The sequence below is a fragment of the Sphingobacterium sp. GQ94 genome (genome assembly GCF_059758715.1).
Genome location: NZ_JCAXEC010000012.1, coordinates 58,104 through 70,060 on the forward strand (window position 1 = coordinate 58,104; position 11,957 = coordinate 70,060).

The 11,957-nt window shown below is 36.2% G+C and carries 14 protein-coding genes, 2 tRNA genes and 1 riboswitch; of the genes, 5 read left to right on the forward strand and 11 right to left on the reverse strand.

Annotated elements, in window-relative coordinates; translation table 11 throughout:
* Positions 1–9: 9 nt before the first annotated feature.
* Together AC6CHH_RS11760 and AC6CHH_RS11765 are read left to right on the forward strand one after the other, a co-directional pair.
* Positions 10–642 carry a hypothetical protein gene (locus tag AC6CHH_RS11760; RefSeq protein WP_498283051.1) on the forward strand — a complete coding sequence of 211 codons (633 nt, stop codon included), beginning with the start codon at positions 10–12 and terminating at the stop codon, positions 640–642.
* Between the two features lie 76 nt (positions 643–718).
* Positions 719–790 (forward strand) — tRNA-Arg (locus tag AC6CHH_RS11765).
* 120 nt (positions 791–910) lie between these two features.
* Here AC6CHH_RS11765 and AC6CHH_RS11770 read toward each other — a convergent pair.
* The 10 genes from AC6CHH_RS11770 to AC6CHH_RS11815 all read right to left on the reverse strand — a co-directional run bounded on the left by AC6CHH_RS11770 (position 911) and on the right by AC6CHH_RS11815 (position 8,774).
* Positions 911–1,621, reverse strand: coding sequence for a HesA/MoeB/ThiF family protein (locus AC6CHH_RS11770; protein WP_498283053.1), 711 nt, complete (start codon positions 1,619–1,621; stop codon positions 911–913).
* Between the two features lie 9 nt (positions 1,622–1,630).
* Positions 1,631–2,764: a 2-iminoacetate synthase ThiH gene (gene thiH / locus AC6CHH_RS11775; protein WP_498283055.1), complete on the reverse strand. Its 1,134-nt coding sequence runs from the start codon at positions 2,762–2,764 to the stop codon at positions 1,631–1,633.
* Complete coding sequence (locus tag AC6CHH_RS11780; protein WP_498283057.1) at positions 2,754–3,527, reverse strand: thiazole synthase; 774 nt, start codon at positions 3,525–3,527, stop codon at positions 2,754–2,756. The genes thiH and AC6CHH_RS11780 overlap by 11 nt, the downstream gene beginning before the upstream one ends.
* The gene (gene thiE / locus AC6CHH_RS11785) at positions 3,524–4,138 is read right to left on the reverse strand and encodes a thiamine phosphate synthase (RefSeq protein WP_498283059.1); all 615 of its coding nucleotides are present in this window, start codon (positions 4,136–4,138) and stop codon (positions 3,524–3,526) included. Before thiE ends, AC6CHH_RS11780 begins: the two co-directional genes overlap by 4 nt.
* The gene (locus AC6CHH_RS11790) at positions 4,131–4,874 is read right to left on the reverse strand and encodes a hydroxymethylpyrimidine/phosphomethylpyrimidine kinase (RefSeq protein WP_498283061.1); all 744 of its coding nucleotides are present in this window, start codon (positions 4,872–4,874) and stop codon (positions 4,131–4,133) included. Before AC6CHH_RS11790 ends, thiE begins: the two co-directional genes overlap by 8 nt.
* Positions 4,865–5,437, reverse strand: a complete 573-nt coding sequence (locus tag AC6CHH_RS11795) for a thiamine phosphate synthase (RefSeq protein WP_498283063.1) — start codon at positions 5,435–5,437, stop codon at positions 4,865–4,867. Before AC6CHH_RS11795 ends, AC6CHH_RS11790 begins: the two co-directional genes overlap by 10 nt.
* A complete protein-coding gene (gene thiC, locus AC6CHH_RS11800; RefSeq protein ID WP_498283065.1) occupies positions 5,434–7,230 on the reverse strand; it encodes a phosphomethylpyrimidine synthase ThiC in 1,797 nt (598 codons plus the stop codon). The genes AC6CHH_RS11795 and thiC overlap by 4 nt, the downstream gene beginning before the upstream one ends.
* Positions 7,231–7,273: 43 nt before the next feature.
* On the reverse strand, positions 7,274–7,480 hold the full coding sequence (gene thiS / locus AC6CHH_RS11805) for a sulfur carrier protein ThiS (protein WP_498283067.1): 207 nt from the start codon (positions 7,478–7,480) through the stop codon (positions 7,274–7,276).
* 63 nt (positions 7,481–7,543) lie between these two features.
* Positions 7,544–7,642, reverse strand: a riboswitch (TPP riboswitch).
* Positions 7,643–7,835: 193 nt separating this feature from the next.
* Positions 7,836–8,027 (reverse strand): 30S ribosomal protein S21, encoded by a 192-nt coding sequence (gene rpsU / locus AC6CHH_RS11810; protein WP_498283069.1) that lies wholly within the window; start codon positions 8,025–8,027, stop codon positions 7,836–7,838.
* Positions 8,028–8,120: 93 nt separating this feature from the next.
* Positions 8,121–8,774, reverse strand: coding sequence for an HAD family hydrolase (locus AC6CHH_RS11815; RefSeq protein WP_498283071.1), 654 nt, complete (start codon positions 8,772–8,774; stop codon positions 8,121–8,123).
* Between the two features lie 87 nt (positions 8,775–8,861).
* On the opposite strand from AC6CHH_RS11815, the gene AC6CHH_RS11820 reads away from it, so the two are divergent.
* Positions 8,862–8,935 (forward strand) — tRNA-Ile (locus AC6CHH_RS11820).
* A gap of 312 nt (positions 8,936–9,247) precedes the next feature.
* Entirely contained in the window at positions 9,248–10,468 is a 1,221-nt protein-coding gene (locus AC6CHH_RS11825; RefSeq protein ID WP_498283073.1) for a phage integrase SAM-like domain-containing protein, read from the forward strand.
* 84 nt (positions 10,469–10,552) lie between these two features.
* Here the strand turns inward: AC6CHH_RS11825 and AC6CHH_RS11830 are convergent, their stop codons facing one another.
* Positions 10,553–11,185, reverse strand: a complete 633-nt coding sequence (locus AC6CHH_RS11830; RefSeq protein WP_498283075.1) for a DUF6088 family protein — start codon at positions 11,183–11,185, stop codon at positions 10,553–10,555.
* Positions 11,186–11,400: 215 nt separating this feature from the next.
* Here AC6CHH_RS11830 and AC6CHH_RS11835 point away from each other — a divergent pair, with 215 nt between their 5' ends.
* Positions 11,401–11,652: a hypothetical protein gene (locus AC6CHH_RS11835; RefSeq protein ID WP_498283077.1), complete on the forward strand. Its 252-nt coding sequence runs from the start codon at positions 11,401–11,403 to the stop codon at positions 11,650–11,652.
* Positions 11,653–11,957: the final 305 nt, after the last annotated feature.

Below are 11,957 nucleotides of genomic sequence, written 5' to 3' on the forward strand. Positions count from 1 at the left end.
ATAAAAACCATGAAAATTAACATATTTATCATCTTCTTATTAACTTCATTTTTCTTTTTACAATCCTGTTCAAAAGACGAACCTACTCCTGAAATCGATCAAGAGGAAGTAAGTGGAGCTACTCTGTCATTCACTCAGGTAGAAGCGGAACTACACGGTGATCATTTCCATTATCATGATATTGAAGGTGCAGAAACTTCTAGTGTAAGTTTTTCAGGAGAAAAATTCCTTCCACCGGTTGGCACACATTTAGATTTAGAACTTGGAGAAACTTATCGATTTGAATTGGTAGTCAAAGATTTTGCAGGACGTGAGAGTCAACAATCTTTTATAGAAAGAGAAGATCAACATTTTGCATTTTTAGTAGGCATGCCCGAAGGAAGTTTTACAGCAGAATATGCTGATAAAAAAACAGATGGCACAAGCGCTAAAGTTGGAATAACAGGATATATTACCGTTAAGAAACTTGCAGGAAAATTTAATTTCCGCTATGTTATGAGACATTTAAATCCTGGTGTTAAAGAGAATATCAATACTGAAACAGATATCTTCAACAAAGATTTTCTTAAATTTTCTGGAGCAAGTGATCTAGATTTACAATTTGAAATGCACATCGTTGAAAGTGATCACGCTCATGATTAACATATTGCAAAATTCGCTCATTAAAATGCAAGGTTTTTTGTGTAAAACTCAATAAAAGTAGTATTTTTGGCGAGCCGCCTGCGTAGTTCAATGGATAGAATATCAGATTCCGGTTCTGACGATGTGGGTTCGACTCCCGCCGCGGGCACAAATAACCCCAAAAAGTGTGTTTAAGTATTTTAAACACACTTTTTGCATATAAAAATACAATAAAACATCCATTATCTTTCTTCAACTAATAATTGCTAACACTTTATTGCTGATTATTTTAATAATGTAAAACATTAAATTTCCAACCAAAAGTATCAACCACTGTTAATTGATTACTATTCACAGGAAGATTTGTAATTATTTTAAGAACCTGCATGGCCATCATGCTGCCAATTATTCCAGGTAATGGCCCCAAAACTCCATTTTTGTCACAATTTGGAAAGTCCTCTGGGTTTGGAGGCTCCGGAAACAAATCACGGAGATTTTTACTTCCTTGATAATTAAAGACGGCCATCTGCCCTTCAAAAGAAAAAATGCTTCCGTAAACCAGTGGTTTATTCCCCCTAATACACGAATCATTTACAATATATCTGGTCTTAAAATTATCTGAGCCATCAACAATAATGTCATACGGTTCGATGATCTGATCGACATTATCTTCGTCAATGCGTAAATTTATTGGTTTAATTTTGACTGAAGAATTCAGTTCTTTAAGGTACCTATGAGCACTTTGAACTTTATTTTTCTTAACAGATTTTTCCTTATGGATGATCTGTCGATTAAGATTGTGAATTTCAACAATATCATAATCCACAATCCCCAAATGTTCTACTCCCGCAGCAGCTAGGTATTGAACAATTGGTGAACCTAAGCCACCTAATCCAACGACTAAAATTTTTGATGAAAGAATCTTTTGTTGTCCTTCAATTCCAATTTCTTCTATAAATATCTGCCGGCTATAACGATCAAATGAGGAATAATTTTGCATAACTAACTATTATAAGGAGAAACTTACATCCCAGTCTTTAAAAATCGGATCATAACCTGCCTCTACAATTATATTTTGAATAGCTAGAACACTACGTTCATCACTTATTTCAAATTGCTCTAAGGATTGTGGATCTACTATATAGCCTCCCGGGTTCGTTTTTGAGGCCGCACTCATACTTGTAATCCCATAAGGAATCACATGATCACGGAATTTCTCATGTTCTCTTGTCGATAAAGATATTTCAATGTTTTCATTCCATAGCCGATAGGCACAAATAAGTTGAAATAAGTCTCTATCATGCATCATGAATTTTGAATTTTCGGTCCCTATAGCGGGTCGAAGTCTCGGAAAGGATACAGAATATTTTGTACTCCAATATTGCTTTTGCAGATATTCAATATGTAAGGCATTAAAAAAACTATCCACTCGCCAATCCTCAAGTCCTAAAAGAACCCCTAAGCCTATTTTGTGTAGTTTTGCCCTCCCTATCCTATCAGGGGTTTCCAATCTGAAGTCAAAATTTGATTTTTTACCTTTGGGATGATATTTTTTATAAGCTTGTGGATCGTAAGTTTCTTGATAAACCAATACGGCATGTACTCCCTCTTTTTTTAGTAATTTATATTCTTCTTCTGTGAGTGGTTGTACTTCGATAGAAATTTGAGCAAAATAAGGTTTTAATAACCTGACTGCATTCATAAAATAGTTTATCTCTACAGATTTATTGGCTTCACCGCTAACCAACAAAACGTGGTTAATACCCATTTCCTTAATAGCCATGGCCTCCAAGATCAGTTCTGAGCTTGATAGTGTTTTACGTTTAATTTTATTATCCATACTAAAACCACAATATGTACAGATATTTTGACACTCATTACTCAGATACAAAGGAGCATAAAGTTGGATTGTCTTTCCAAATCTTTTTTGAGTAAGCCTCTGGGTAATTTTAGCCATCGATTCCAATTCTAAGGCAGCAGAGGGTGAGAGTAAAACCAAAAAATCATCGAGATTCCGATTTTCTTTATTTAGGGTACGAATAACATCATTATGAGTCGTTTGATGTATCTTTTCTTTGATGTCCTCTCTAGAATATCTTTGAAAAAAAGCGTTGAATGAATTCACCTTTGTTTTACAATTCATTTAAAAATGTGGTTAATGGGCTTGAAGAACTAGCATGAAAATGAGATGAGGAAAGTCCAGCCTCAAAAGCTGTCCTACCGGCTATTACTGCATCCTTAAATGCCTCTGCCATTCTAATAGGGTTATCAGAGGATGCTATAGCCGTATTAACTAACACGGCGTCAGCCCCTATCTCCATCGCTTTTGCTGCATCCGAGGGTGCTCCTAAACCAGCGTCAATAATTACCGGAACAGCACTTTGTTCTATGATAATTTTTAAAAAGTCAATCGTAATTAACCCTTTATTACTTCCAATTGGAGCAGCCAATGGCATTACAGCAGAAGTACCAACATCTTCTAATCTTTTGCAGAGCACTGGATCAGCATGAATATAAGGAAGCACGATAAAGCCAAGTTTAACAAGTTCCTCAGTAGCAATTAAGGTCTCTACCGGATCAGCCATCAGAAATCTGGGATCAGGATGAATTTCTAATTTTAACCAATTTGTTTCTAATGCTTCTCGAGCTAGCTGGGCTGCCAATATAGCCTCTTTAGCATTTCTAGCTCCGGAGGTATTGGGTAACAAATTCACTCCTGGAACTTTTAATGAATGTAAAAAATTATCTGAGATCTCCTTGTAATCCAGACGCTTTAATGCCATAGTCACTAATTCAGTCTCTGAGGCAATTATTGTTTGATTCATCAAGTCAAGATTACCAAACTTACCTGTACCCAGGAAAAGCCTTGAATAAAAGTTTTTATCGGCAATATTTAATGTACTCATTGCATTTTCAATTTAATTTCTGAAATAATAGAGGGATTATTGTTAATCATCGAAGAACTTGCTATTCCATATATACCAGTGGCCTTTATAGAATCTAAATCTTCTATATTTATCCCCCCAATGGCGTAAATAGGAATTAGGCTTTCATTTTCCAGCAATGCACTAAGCAAAACTCTATATCCTTGAATTCCTAGAATGGGGCTTAATTTGTTTTTTGTCTTTGTATATCGGAAAGGTCCCAAACCAATGTAGTTACATCCTTGAGCAATCTTGTTTTGAATATCCCTTAAGGTGTTTGCAGTGGCCCCAATTATTTTTTTGTTTCCTAAAATAGTGCGGGCACTAGAAATTTCACAATCATCAAGACCTAAATGCACTCCGTCTGCATCAACCTTTTTGGCAACATCCACATGATCATTGATAATAAATGTTGCCTGATGTTGTTTGCAAATTTCATTGATTTTAAATGCCAGATCAGTGAATTCAGTTTGATTTCCTTCCTTCCAACGTAACTGTATCCAATCTGCCCCAGATTGCAATGCATTGCAAATATTTTTTTCTTGCATCAAGGCAGTTACGCCTTGTGATATATATTGTAATTTACTATACATGATGATAACCTAATAAGTCGTGATTACTCGCCAAAAATTTTTCGACATATAATTTCCCTAATTGACAAGACTCTTCTAATGAATTTCCTCGAGCAGTATATGCCGCAATAGCAGACGATAACACGCAACCTGAACCATGTTTAGCTGTTGCATCTAATGACCCAGGAAGAAATTGTACTTCACTATTGTTAAAATACATTGTATCCCTCCCCTTGTTTTTAAGCAAATGTCCACCTTTAAGGAGCACAGCAACGTGCTTAAAATCTATACTTTTGAACAGCTCATACTTCTTAAAAAATGAATACTCCATTTGATTAGGCGTAATAAGATAAACTTGATTTAATTTTTTTGAAAACTCGAGGCTATCATTCAATTGAAAAAAGGTGAAACCGGAGGAACTATTCAAAACTGGATCCCATATTATTTTTACCTTTTCCCTTATCTGTTTAATGGTATTAATAATATCAATTAAATAAGTTGAGTCGGGTACAATACCTATTTTAATTACTTGAATTGGGAATTGATTCATGAATATTTCTATAGCAGAAATAACCTCATTAATTGGTGTCCACTGAATACTAAAGAGTTTACTTTCTGTCTGAACTGTATTAGCCGTCAGGATAGCCAATCCATAGACTTCGAGTTGCTCCATAGTCTTTATATCAGCCAAGACACCTGCCCCAGCCGATGGATCAAAACCTGCGATACTTAGTACAAAAGGTCTTTTCAGAGACATTCCTTAAAATTTATAAAAGATTCATTATTTTTCCATATCGCCCCCATTAAGGCCACTCCATCCACATTATTTTGTTTTAAAATCTTAGCATTATTTAAATTTATCCCCCCTAAACCGATTAATTGAGTATGATAATTTTTGCGAGTTGTTAGCGTATCGTGCAAGGGGTCTATGTCACCATATCCATTTTTAGAAATACTTGGAAACATGGGACTCAAAAAAGAATATTGCCATTGATATCCTAATCCATTAAAATTACTCATCGAATGTGTCGAAGTAGATAGTATATATTTTGCTGAATAAGCTGTATCAGCAGATTTAAGACGGGCCTGCTCACTGAAATGTAACCTTTTTACATCGTAGTTTTCGGCAAGCTCGTGCTTTGAATGTAATACTAGTCGATTATGATAAACAGAATCAATAGCATCAATATATTTAGACATTTCATGCAATGAATATCCATATTTTCGGATATGTAGTAGCTCTAAACCCTGTTGGAAGAAATCATTTATTTTTTGAGTTTCCCCTTTATGATTTTCCGGTGGTGTGATTAAAATGATCATATATAGAGGTTTTTACCTTTTTCTATGAACTCATTTGACATTTCTAACATCCCCTGTTCGGCAACTTCCCTAATTTCTTGGGTAATTTTCATTGAACAGAATTTTGGACCACACATCGAACAAAAATGAGCCACTTTAGCTCCATCGGCCGGTAGCGTTTCATCATGAAATTCCCTAGCGGTGTCAGGATCCAACGATAAATTAAATTGATCTTCCCATCTAAATTCAAATCTGGCTTTGCTTAATGCATTATCTCGATATTGTGCCCCTGGATGACCTTTGGCTAAATCTGCCGCATGTGCTGCAATTTTGTAGGTAATTACACCATCTTTAACATCTTTACGGTTAGGTAAACCTAAATGTTCTTTTGGTGTTACATAGCAGAGCATTGCGCATCCATACCAACCTATCATAGCAGCACCAATGGCAGAAGTGATATGATCATAACCAGGTGCAATATCTGTTGTTAATGGACCTAAAGTATAAAAAGGAGCTTCCTGGCAAACTTCCAATTGTTTTTCCATATTTTCTTTAATCATATGCATTGGTACATGTCCAGGTCCTTCAATCATTACTTGTACATCATGATTCCAAGCTATTTTTGTTAATTCGCCTAATGTTTCCAGCTCAGCAAATTGAGCAGCATCGTTTGCGTCAGCAATTGAGCCAGGTCTTAACCCATCTCCTAATGAGAATGCCACATCATATTGTTTCATGATTAAGCAGATTTCCTCGAAATGGGTATATAAAAAATTCTCTTTATGGTGAAATAGGCACCATTTAGCCATAATGGATCCCCCTCTGGAAACAATACCTGTAATGCGTTGAGCTGTCAAATGAACATACTTTAATAAAACTCCCGCATGTATTGTAAAATATGAAACACCTTGTTCAGCCTGCTCAATAAGGGTATCTCTAAATATTTCCCAAGTTAGGTCTTCTGCCACACCTTTAACTTTTTCAAGCGCTTGATAAATCGGAACAGTTCCAATTGGAACAGGTGAATTTCGAATTATCCATTCTCTTGTTTCATGAATATTTTTCCCTGTTGAGAGATCCATAATGGTATCTGCACCCCATTTACATGCCCAAACAGCCTTATCAACTTCCTCTTCAATGGTTGACGTAACTGCACTATTACCAATATTTGCATTTATTTTTACTAAGAAATTTCGACCAATGATCATCGGCTCACTCTCAGGATGATTAATATTGTTAGGAATTATAGCTCTCCCGGCTGCAATTTCAGCTCTGACAAACTCAGGTGTGATGGATCCTTTTTGAGTTTTAGCTCCAAAGTTAATTCCAGCATGTTGGTGATTCATTCCTTTTGTACTATGAGCCAGCTGCTCTATTCGTTGAGTTTCCCGGATCGCTACATACTCCATCTCTGCAGTAATAATACCTTTTTTTGCATAATGTAATTGTGTGACATTTTTTTCATCTAAAGCTTTCATGGGTTTATGCTTATAGGAAAATCGCAGGTCGTCTAGAGATGTGTCTTCTAATCTTTGCTTCCCATAAAAGGAGCTGATCTGAGGCAAAATCTGAACATCAGCTCTATCTAAAATCCACTGCTCACGGATTCTAGGTAAACCAGAGCGAATGTCTATGTCAACATTTTCATCCGTATATGGTCCAGAACTGTCATAAATAGTGATTGGCGGATTAATTTCAAATCCTCCTTTGTTTAATTTAGTGGGGCTTAACGTTATTTCTCTCATTGCTACTTGAATAGGAAATAAGGTACCGCTAATGTATACTTTTTTAGATTTTTGAAAAGTTGTCTTCATTATTTTTAGTTCAAGATTGATAGTCGAATATTTGAATGCATTTCTAACCGCCTTGTGTGGCAGTAATGACGAGAATAGAGTCTTTTTCCGATAATTCGGTAACCTCCCAAGAGGATTGGGGAATAATTTCATTATTTATAGCCACAGCTATTCCTTTTTTCCTTTCGGAAAATTCTAATTGCATGAGACCTGCCAAAGTTTTTGGAGGGTTCTCGTAAAAATGTGTTTGGTGATTGATTGTAAGCTCCATTCCGATTTAGTTTTTTTTTAAAAAAACTTTAGGAATGGCCGCAATTGTGCAGAATATGCACTCTGAAGACATTTTACTTTTCCCTACGCCAGTATGATCCGGATCAGGTTCAAAGGGTAAATTCTCAGTCTGTTTATAATACAGACACCCCTAAAGTCAGAGCCAAAGTAGATAATATTTTACAAGAATAAAAATATATTTAAAAGTATAATGAGAATGAATAATACAAGAAATGTATAATCAATTTATAATGAAGGAGTTGAGGAATGGGGTTGTGCTATGTATGAAATTTATTCATAAAAAAAGAAGGTATCTTAGATACCTTCTTCTCGCAAATATTATGAAAACAAATTCATTACGCGTTATCTTGCTGTAAGTTTTGTTTATAGATTGCTTTCTTAACTTGGGTACGACGAGTAATAGATTTTTTCTCGTAAGCTTGACGTGAACGCAATTCTCTTAATACACCAGTTTTCTCAAATTTCTTTTTGAAACGTTTTAACGCTCTATCTAGAGATTCTCCTTCTTTTACATTTACAATAATCATAGCTTTTTATATACCTCCTCTCGTTGTGAAATTCTTGGTCTGCGAAGGTAAACAAATAACAACAATTCCGCAAGGAATATTTGACAATTAAATTTAGGAATTATCCATATTATCAGTAATTAAATTATAATCTCGGATTATTACCTCCAAAGGCCTCTCTTGGGTGCATAATGCAGTTTGCATACCTAGTCTTTTAGCTGTTTCCAGATGTTGTGGACTATCATCAATAAACAAAGTTTCTTGCGCAATTAGATTATTTTCTCTTAATACTTTTTGAAAAATTTCAACTCCCGGTTTTCTTAATCCTTCCAAATGTGAATAATAGGTTTTCTCAAAAAACTGATCATTATTTGGTATGCCGTACTTCTGCAGTAAATGATTCATACAATATGCATAATGAAGTTCATTGTTGTTACTTAATAGAAATGTCCGGTAGTGTTGATTTAAGAATTCCAAAATTTTATGTTTTCCTTCTGGAACCCCAATTAACAAAGCATTCCAGGCATTATCAATTTGTTCATCCGTTAGGGTAAATTGACCTGCTTTTTGGCGAACACCATTACGAAACTCAGAAATAGTGATTTCTCCCCTATCAAAAGAATCAAATAGTGAATCTTGACCTTTATGTCCAAAAAAATCATCTACATTTTTGATACCCAAGTTTATAAAGGCTTGATGAACTTTTGCGAAGTCTATCATAAAGATAACATTCCCATAATCCAAAATAATATTTTTAATTTTTTGCATACAAAAATTTTGTTTTCTCATTACAAATATCGATAATTGCATCGTCAAAAGCAGTTTAATCACTGAAATTAATTGACAAAATTACTTGCGCCTATAGCTCAGTTGGTTAGAGTAGAAGACTCATAATCTTTTGGTCCCTGGTTCGAGCCCAGGTGGGCGCACAAAATACTAGTTCACGCTAGTTCGAAACCCTGTAAATAGTCTGATTTACAGGGTTTTCTACTTTTAAGTAGTTCATATTAATCCATAAGAATCCTTCATTCTCGTTACCTATCCGACTACCTATTTTAAATGTTTAACTTAGGTAACACGAAACGCTACAACGCACTGTCTATCAGCCAAATGAAGCCTAAAAATTTTGCAAAAAGAGCGGTTTTTAGGTTTATAATTGGCATAAAAACAGACAATCTGTGTTACCTAAAATAGCCTTAAAACGGGTTAAATCAAGTTTTTGGAGATTAAAGAGTATTTTTATGAAAACATCACAATCATTTGGCGTCCATTTTACCATCAGAGCAGACAAGGAAAAAGAAGGAAATGCACCGGTTTACGCCTGCATCACCGTTAATAAAAAACGCTGCTATATTGCACTAAAGCAGTTTGTTGATATCAACTACTGGGATAATGCAAAAGGAGCACTCAAAGGAACACGCGAGGAGTTTAAACAGATCAACAAATACCTGCAAGATGTGCGGCTGACTTTAGGCGGTATTTATCAACAGTTGATGTTAAGCGGAAAACGAGTCACAGCCCAATCGGTAAAAGATCATTTCTTTGGCAATATCGAAGAAGCGCAGACCCTGAGCAGCCTTTTTGAATACCACAATGAAACCGCTTCAAGCACCTTAAAATGGAGCACCCTCAAACATTATTACGTTACCCAGCGCTACCTGATAAAGTTTATCCAGAAGAAATTCCGCGCGGCCGATTTCTTTCTCACCGATATCGACTATAAATTCATTTTTGATTTTGAGACCTTCCTGCGGAACCATAAACCCCTCGACCATCAAAAGCCCATGAACAACAACGGTGTCATGAAACACATCATCCGTCTAAAGAAAATGGTGCACCTGGCCATGCGTTTGGAATGGATCAGCAAAGACCCTTTTATGAATTATAAACTCAGAATCGAAAAGGTTAACCGAGAACATTTGTCCGACACCGAACTGGCTATGCTGGAAAGTAAAGTTTTTGAAATTGCGCGGATCGATATGATCCGGGACTTGTTTGTGTTCTGCTGTTATACCGGGCTTACCTATGTGGATGTGATCAACCTCACGCATGATAACATTGTAGAAGCATCCGACGGCGAAGTGTGGATACGCACCTGCAGGCAGAAAACTGATACCCCCGTGACTACCCCACTCTTACCCAAAGCCATCGAAATATTAAAAAAGTACAAACACAATCTCCGGGCAGCAGTCACCGGCACCGTCTTTCCCGTAATCTCCAACCAGAAGGTAAACGCTTACCTAAAGGAAATTGCTGAGATTTGCGGCATAAAGAAAAACATAACCTTCCACCTGGCAAGGCATACCTTCGCAACCACCGTAACCCTTTCCAATGGCGTTCCGATCGAAACAGTGAGCAAAATGCTGGGGCATACCAAAATTGCCACCACGCAGATCTATGCCAAGGTATTGGAAAAGAAGATCAGTGAAGATATGGCAGCGTTGAGAAAGAAACTGGGGTGAAATTATATATAAGATAATCGAAAATATCCTTTATCCTGACTCAAAACGACAAAACGCAGGCCTTACATAGCAATGAGTTGCACCTTAATTGCAGTCATTCAACATCGGAGAAAGTATTTTTTTTGCTCTTACATTACCATACTGAAAAACATAACGTTTCAGCTTTTTAGTATCCATTGTACGAACTTTACGCGTTACGTTATTCAATACTTCATTCGGGTCTTCAGCAAGTGTTTCAAGATTGTTCACTAGATCAACAAGCAGAAATTCCGGTGATAATTTACTTGGGAAGTGAGGTTTTATACGAAACAAAAACTTCCGGTTACCAAATTTGAACTCCCCATGTCGTTTATGATTGTATACGACCCTTTCGCTATAAAGCTGCGTAGTGCCGACCCCTAAGCTGTTATAACTGCTCGGAGAAGTAAGAAGGAACCTATCGTCTTTAAGGAAGCTTCGTATCAACACCTCCTCTTCTGGTGGAGTTTTACCAAAGGTGCTTATTTTAGGATAATAATATAAACCTTGAGAAAGCTTTTGAAGCGTATCTTCCTCAACCAAGGCATCCAGATGCCTATCAACGGACTTCGTCCACTTTGATAAATCGTCGCGACGATAAACCTGCCCTCTTTTAAGTCGCTTTTTTAATTCTTCCAGCTTGCTCATATTACCTCCAACACAAAGGTAGCGAAACATTTTATCTGATGCTTTTTTCATTTAAAATTCATGCAAAAAGCCAGAAAAACTCAGCAACTAGACAGTTTAAGAATTTGTGTTCCGAAGAAAAGTGAGCATAGTTGGGGCTTGAATGACATCAGAACAACTTGCACACTCCCTTAAATGTTCGAGAAAGCATCATAATAATTATCTAATGCTCAATGTTTTAATATCTTTACATTAGCGAGATAGAAAAACCTTAAACAAATAATATTATGGGAGAGATAGATACCTACAGAATGGGTTCGAAATACGAAACGTTTTTCGGAAGAGCGTTTAACGATACCAATAGAAGTAAACCCGGCGCAGACGGAACTACTTTCACAAACCTAGTTGATTCCGAAAATGGACAGTCCAACGTCAAACATTTAGGGTCAACTCAAAAGATAGCAGACAACCTAAAAAAGCACATGCATAAAGCGATGGATAAGTATCTATCCAATAAGAAGATTCCAGATCAGGACTGATCAGTTATCAAAGAGTTAAAAAGTCAAATCGACGGTTCTAATTCATCTGATGAGTTATTTGACATAGTCAAGGAAACCGTCGAATTAACTCAGATATTGAGAAACAGTTGATAAGGTGTTTCCAATCGACGGTCGTTCGCCGTTAGAGGAAAATGTTCGTTATAGTCGACCCAATTCTTTTTCAGAAACGAGATTAACTCTTCCCTTTCCATGTAAGTAATTTACTTAAGCTCCTATTTTTTTAAAGATATCCCAAAATTAAATCTCAGATAATCCAAAATTTATATTCAGATAATCCAAAATTT

What these genes read in the sequence shown, in the direction of transcription:
- thiC (WP_498283065.1), bottom strand. Translation starts at nt 7,230, where the DNA reads ATGAAGACAACTTTTCAAAAATCTAAAAAAGTATACATTAGCGGTACC.
- AC6CHH_RS11830 (WP_498283075.1), bottom strand. Translation starts at nt 11,185, where the DNA reads ATGAAAAAAGCATCAGATAAAATGTTTCGCTACCTTTGTGTTGGAGGT.
- thiE (WP_498283059.1), bottom strand. Translation starts at nt 4,138, where the DNA reads ATGTATAGTAAATTACAATATATATCACAAGGCGTAACTGCCTTGATG.
- AC6CHH_RS11825 (WP_498283073.1), top strand. Translation starts at nt 9,248, where the DNA reads ATGAAAACATCACAATCATTTGGCGTCCATTTTACCATCAGAGCAGAC.
- thiH (WP_498283055.1), bottom strand. Translation starts at nt 2,764, where the DNA reads ATGAATTGTAAAACAAAGGTGAATTCATTCAACGCTTTTTTTCAAAGA.
- AC6CHH_RS11780 (WP_498283057.1), bottom strand. Translation starts at nt 3,527, where the DNA reads ATGAGTACATTAAATATTGCCGATAAAAACTTTTATTCAAGGCTTTTC.
- rpsU (WP_498283069.1), bottom strand. Translation starts at nt 8,027, where the DNA reads ATGATTATTGTAAATGTAAAAGAAGGAGAATCTCTAGATAGAGCGTTA.
- thiS (WP_498283067.1), bottom strand. Translation starts at nt 7,480, where the DNA reads ATGGAGCTTACAATCAATCACCAAACACATTTTTACGAGAACCCTCCA.
- AC6CHH_RS11795 (WP_498283063.1), bottom strand. Translation starts at nt 5,437, where the DNA reads ATGATCATTTTAATCACACCACCGGAAAATCATAAAGGGGAAACTCAA.
- AC6CHH_RS11760 (WP_498283051.1), top strand. Translation starts at nt 10, where the DNA reads ATGAAAATTAACATATTTATCATCTTCTTATTAACTTCATTTTTCTTT.
- AC6CHH_RS11835 (WP_498283077.1), top strand. Translation starts at nt 11,401, where the DNA reads ATGGGAGAGATAGATACCTACAGAATGGGTTCGAAATACGAAACGTTT.
- AC6CHH_RS11790 (WP_498283061.1), bottom strand. Translation starts at nt 4,874, where the DNA reads ATGTCTCTGAAAAGACCTTTTGTACTAAGTATCGCAGGTTTTGATCCA.
- AC6CHH_RS11815 (WP_498283071.1), bottom strand. Translation starts at nt 8,774, where the DNA reads ATGCAAAAAATTAAAAATATTATTTTGGATTATGGGAATGTTATCTTT.
- AC6CHH_RS11770 (WP_498283053.1), bottom strand. Translation starts at nt 1,621, where the DNA reads ATGCAAAATTATTCCTCATTTGATCGTTATAGCCGGCAGATATTTATA.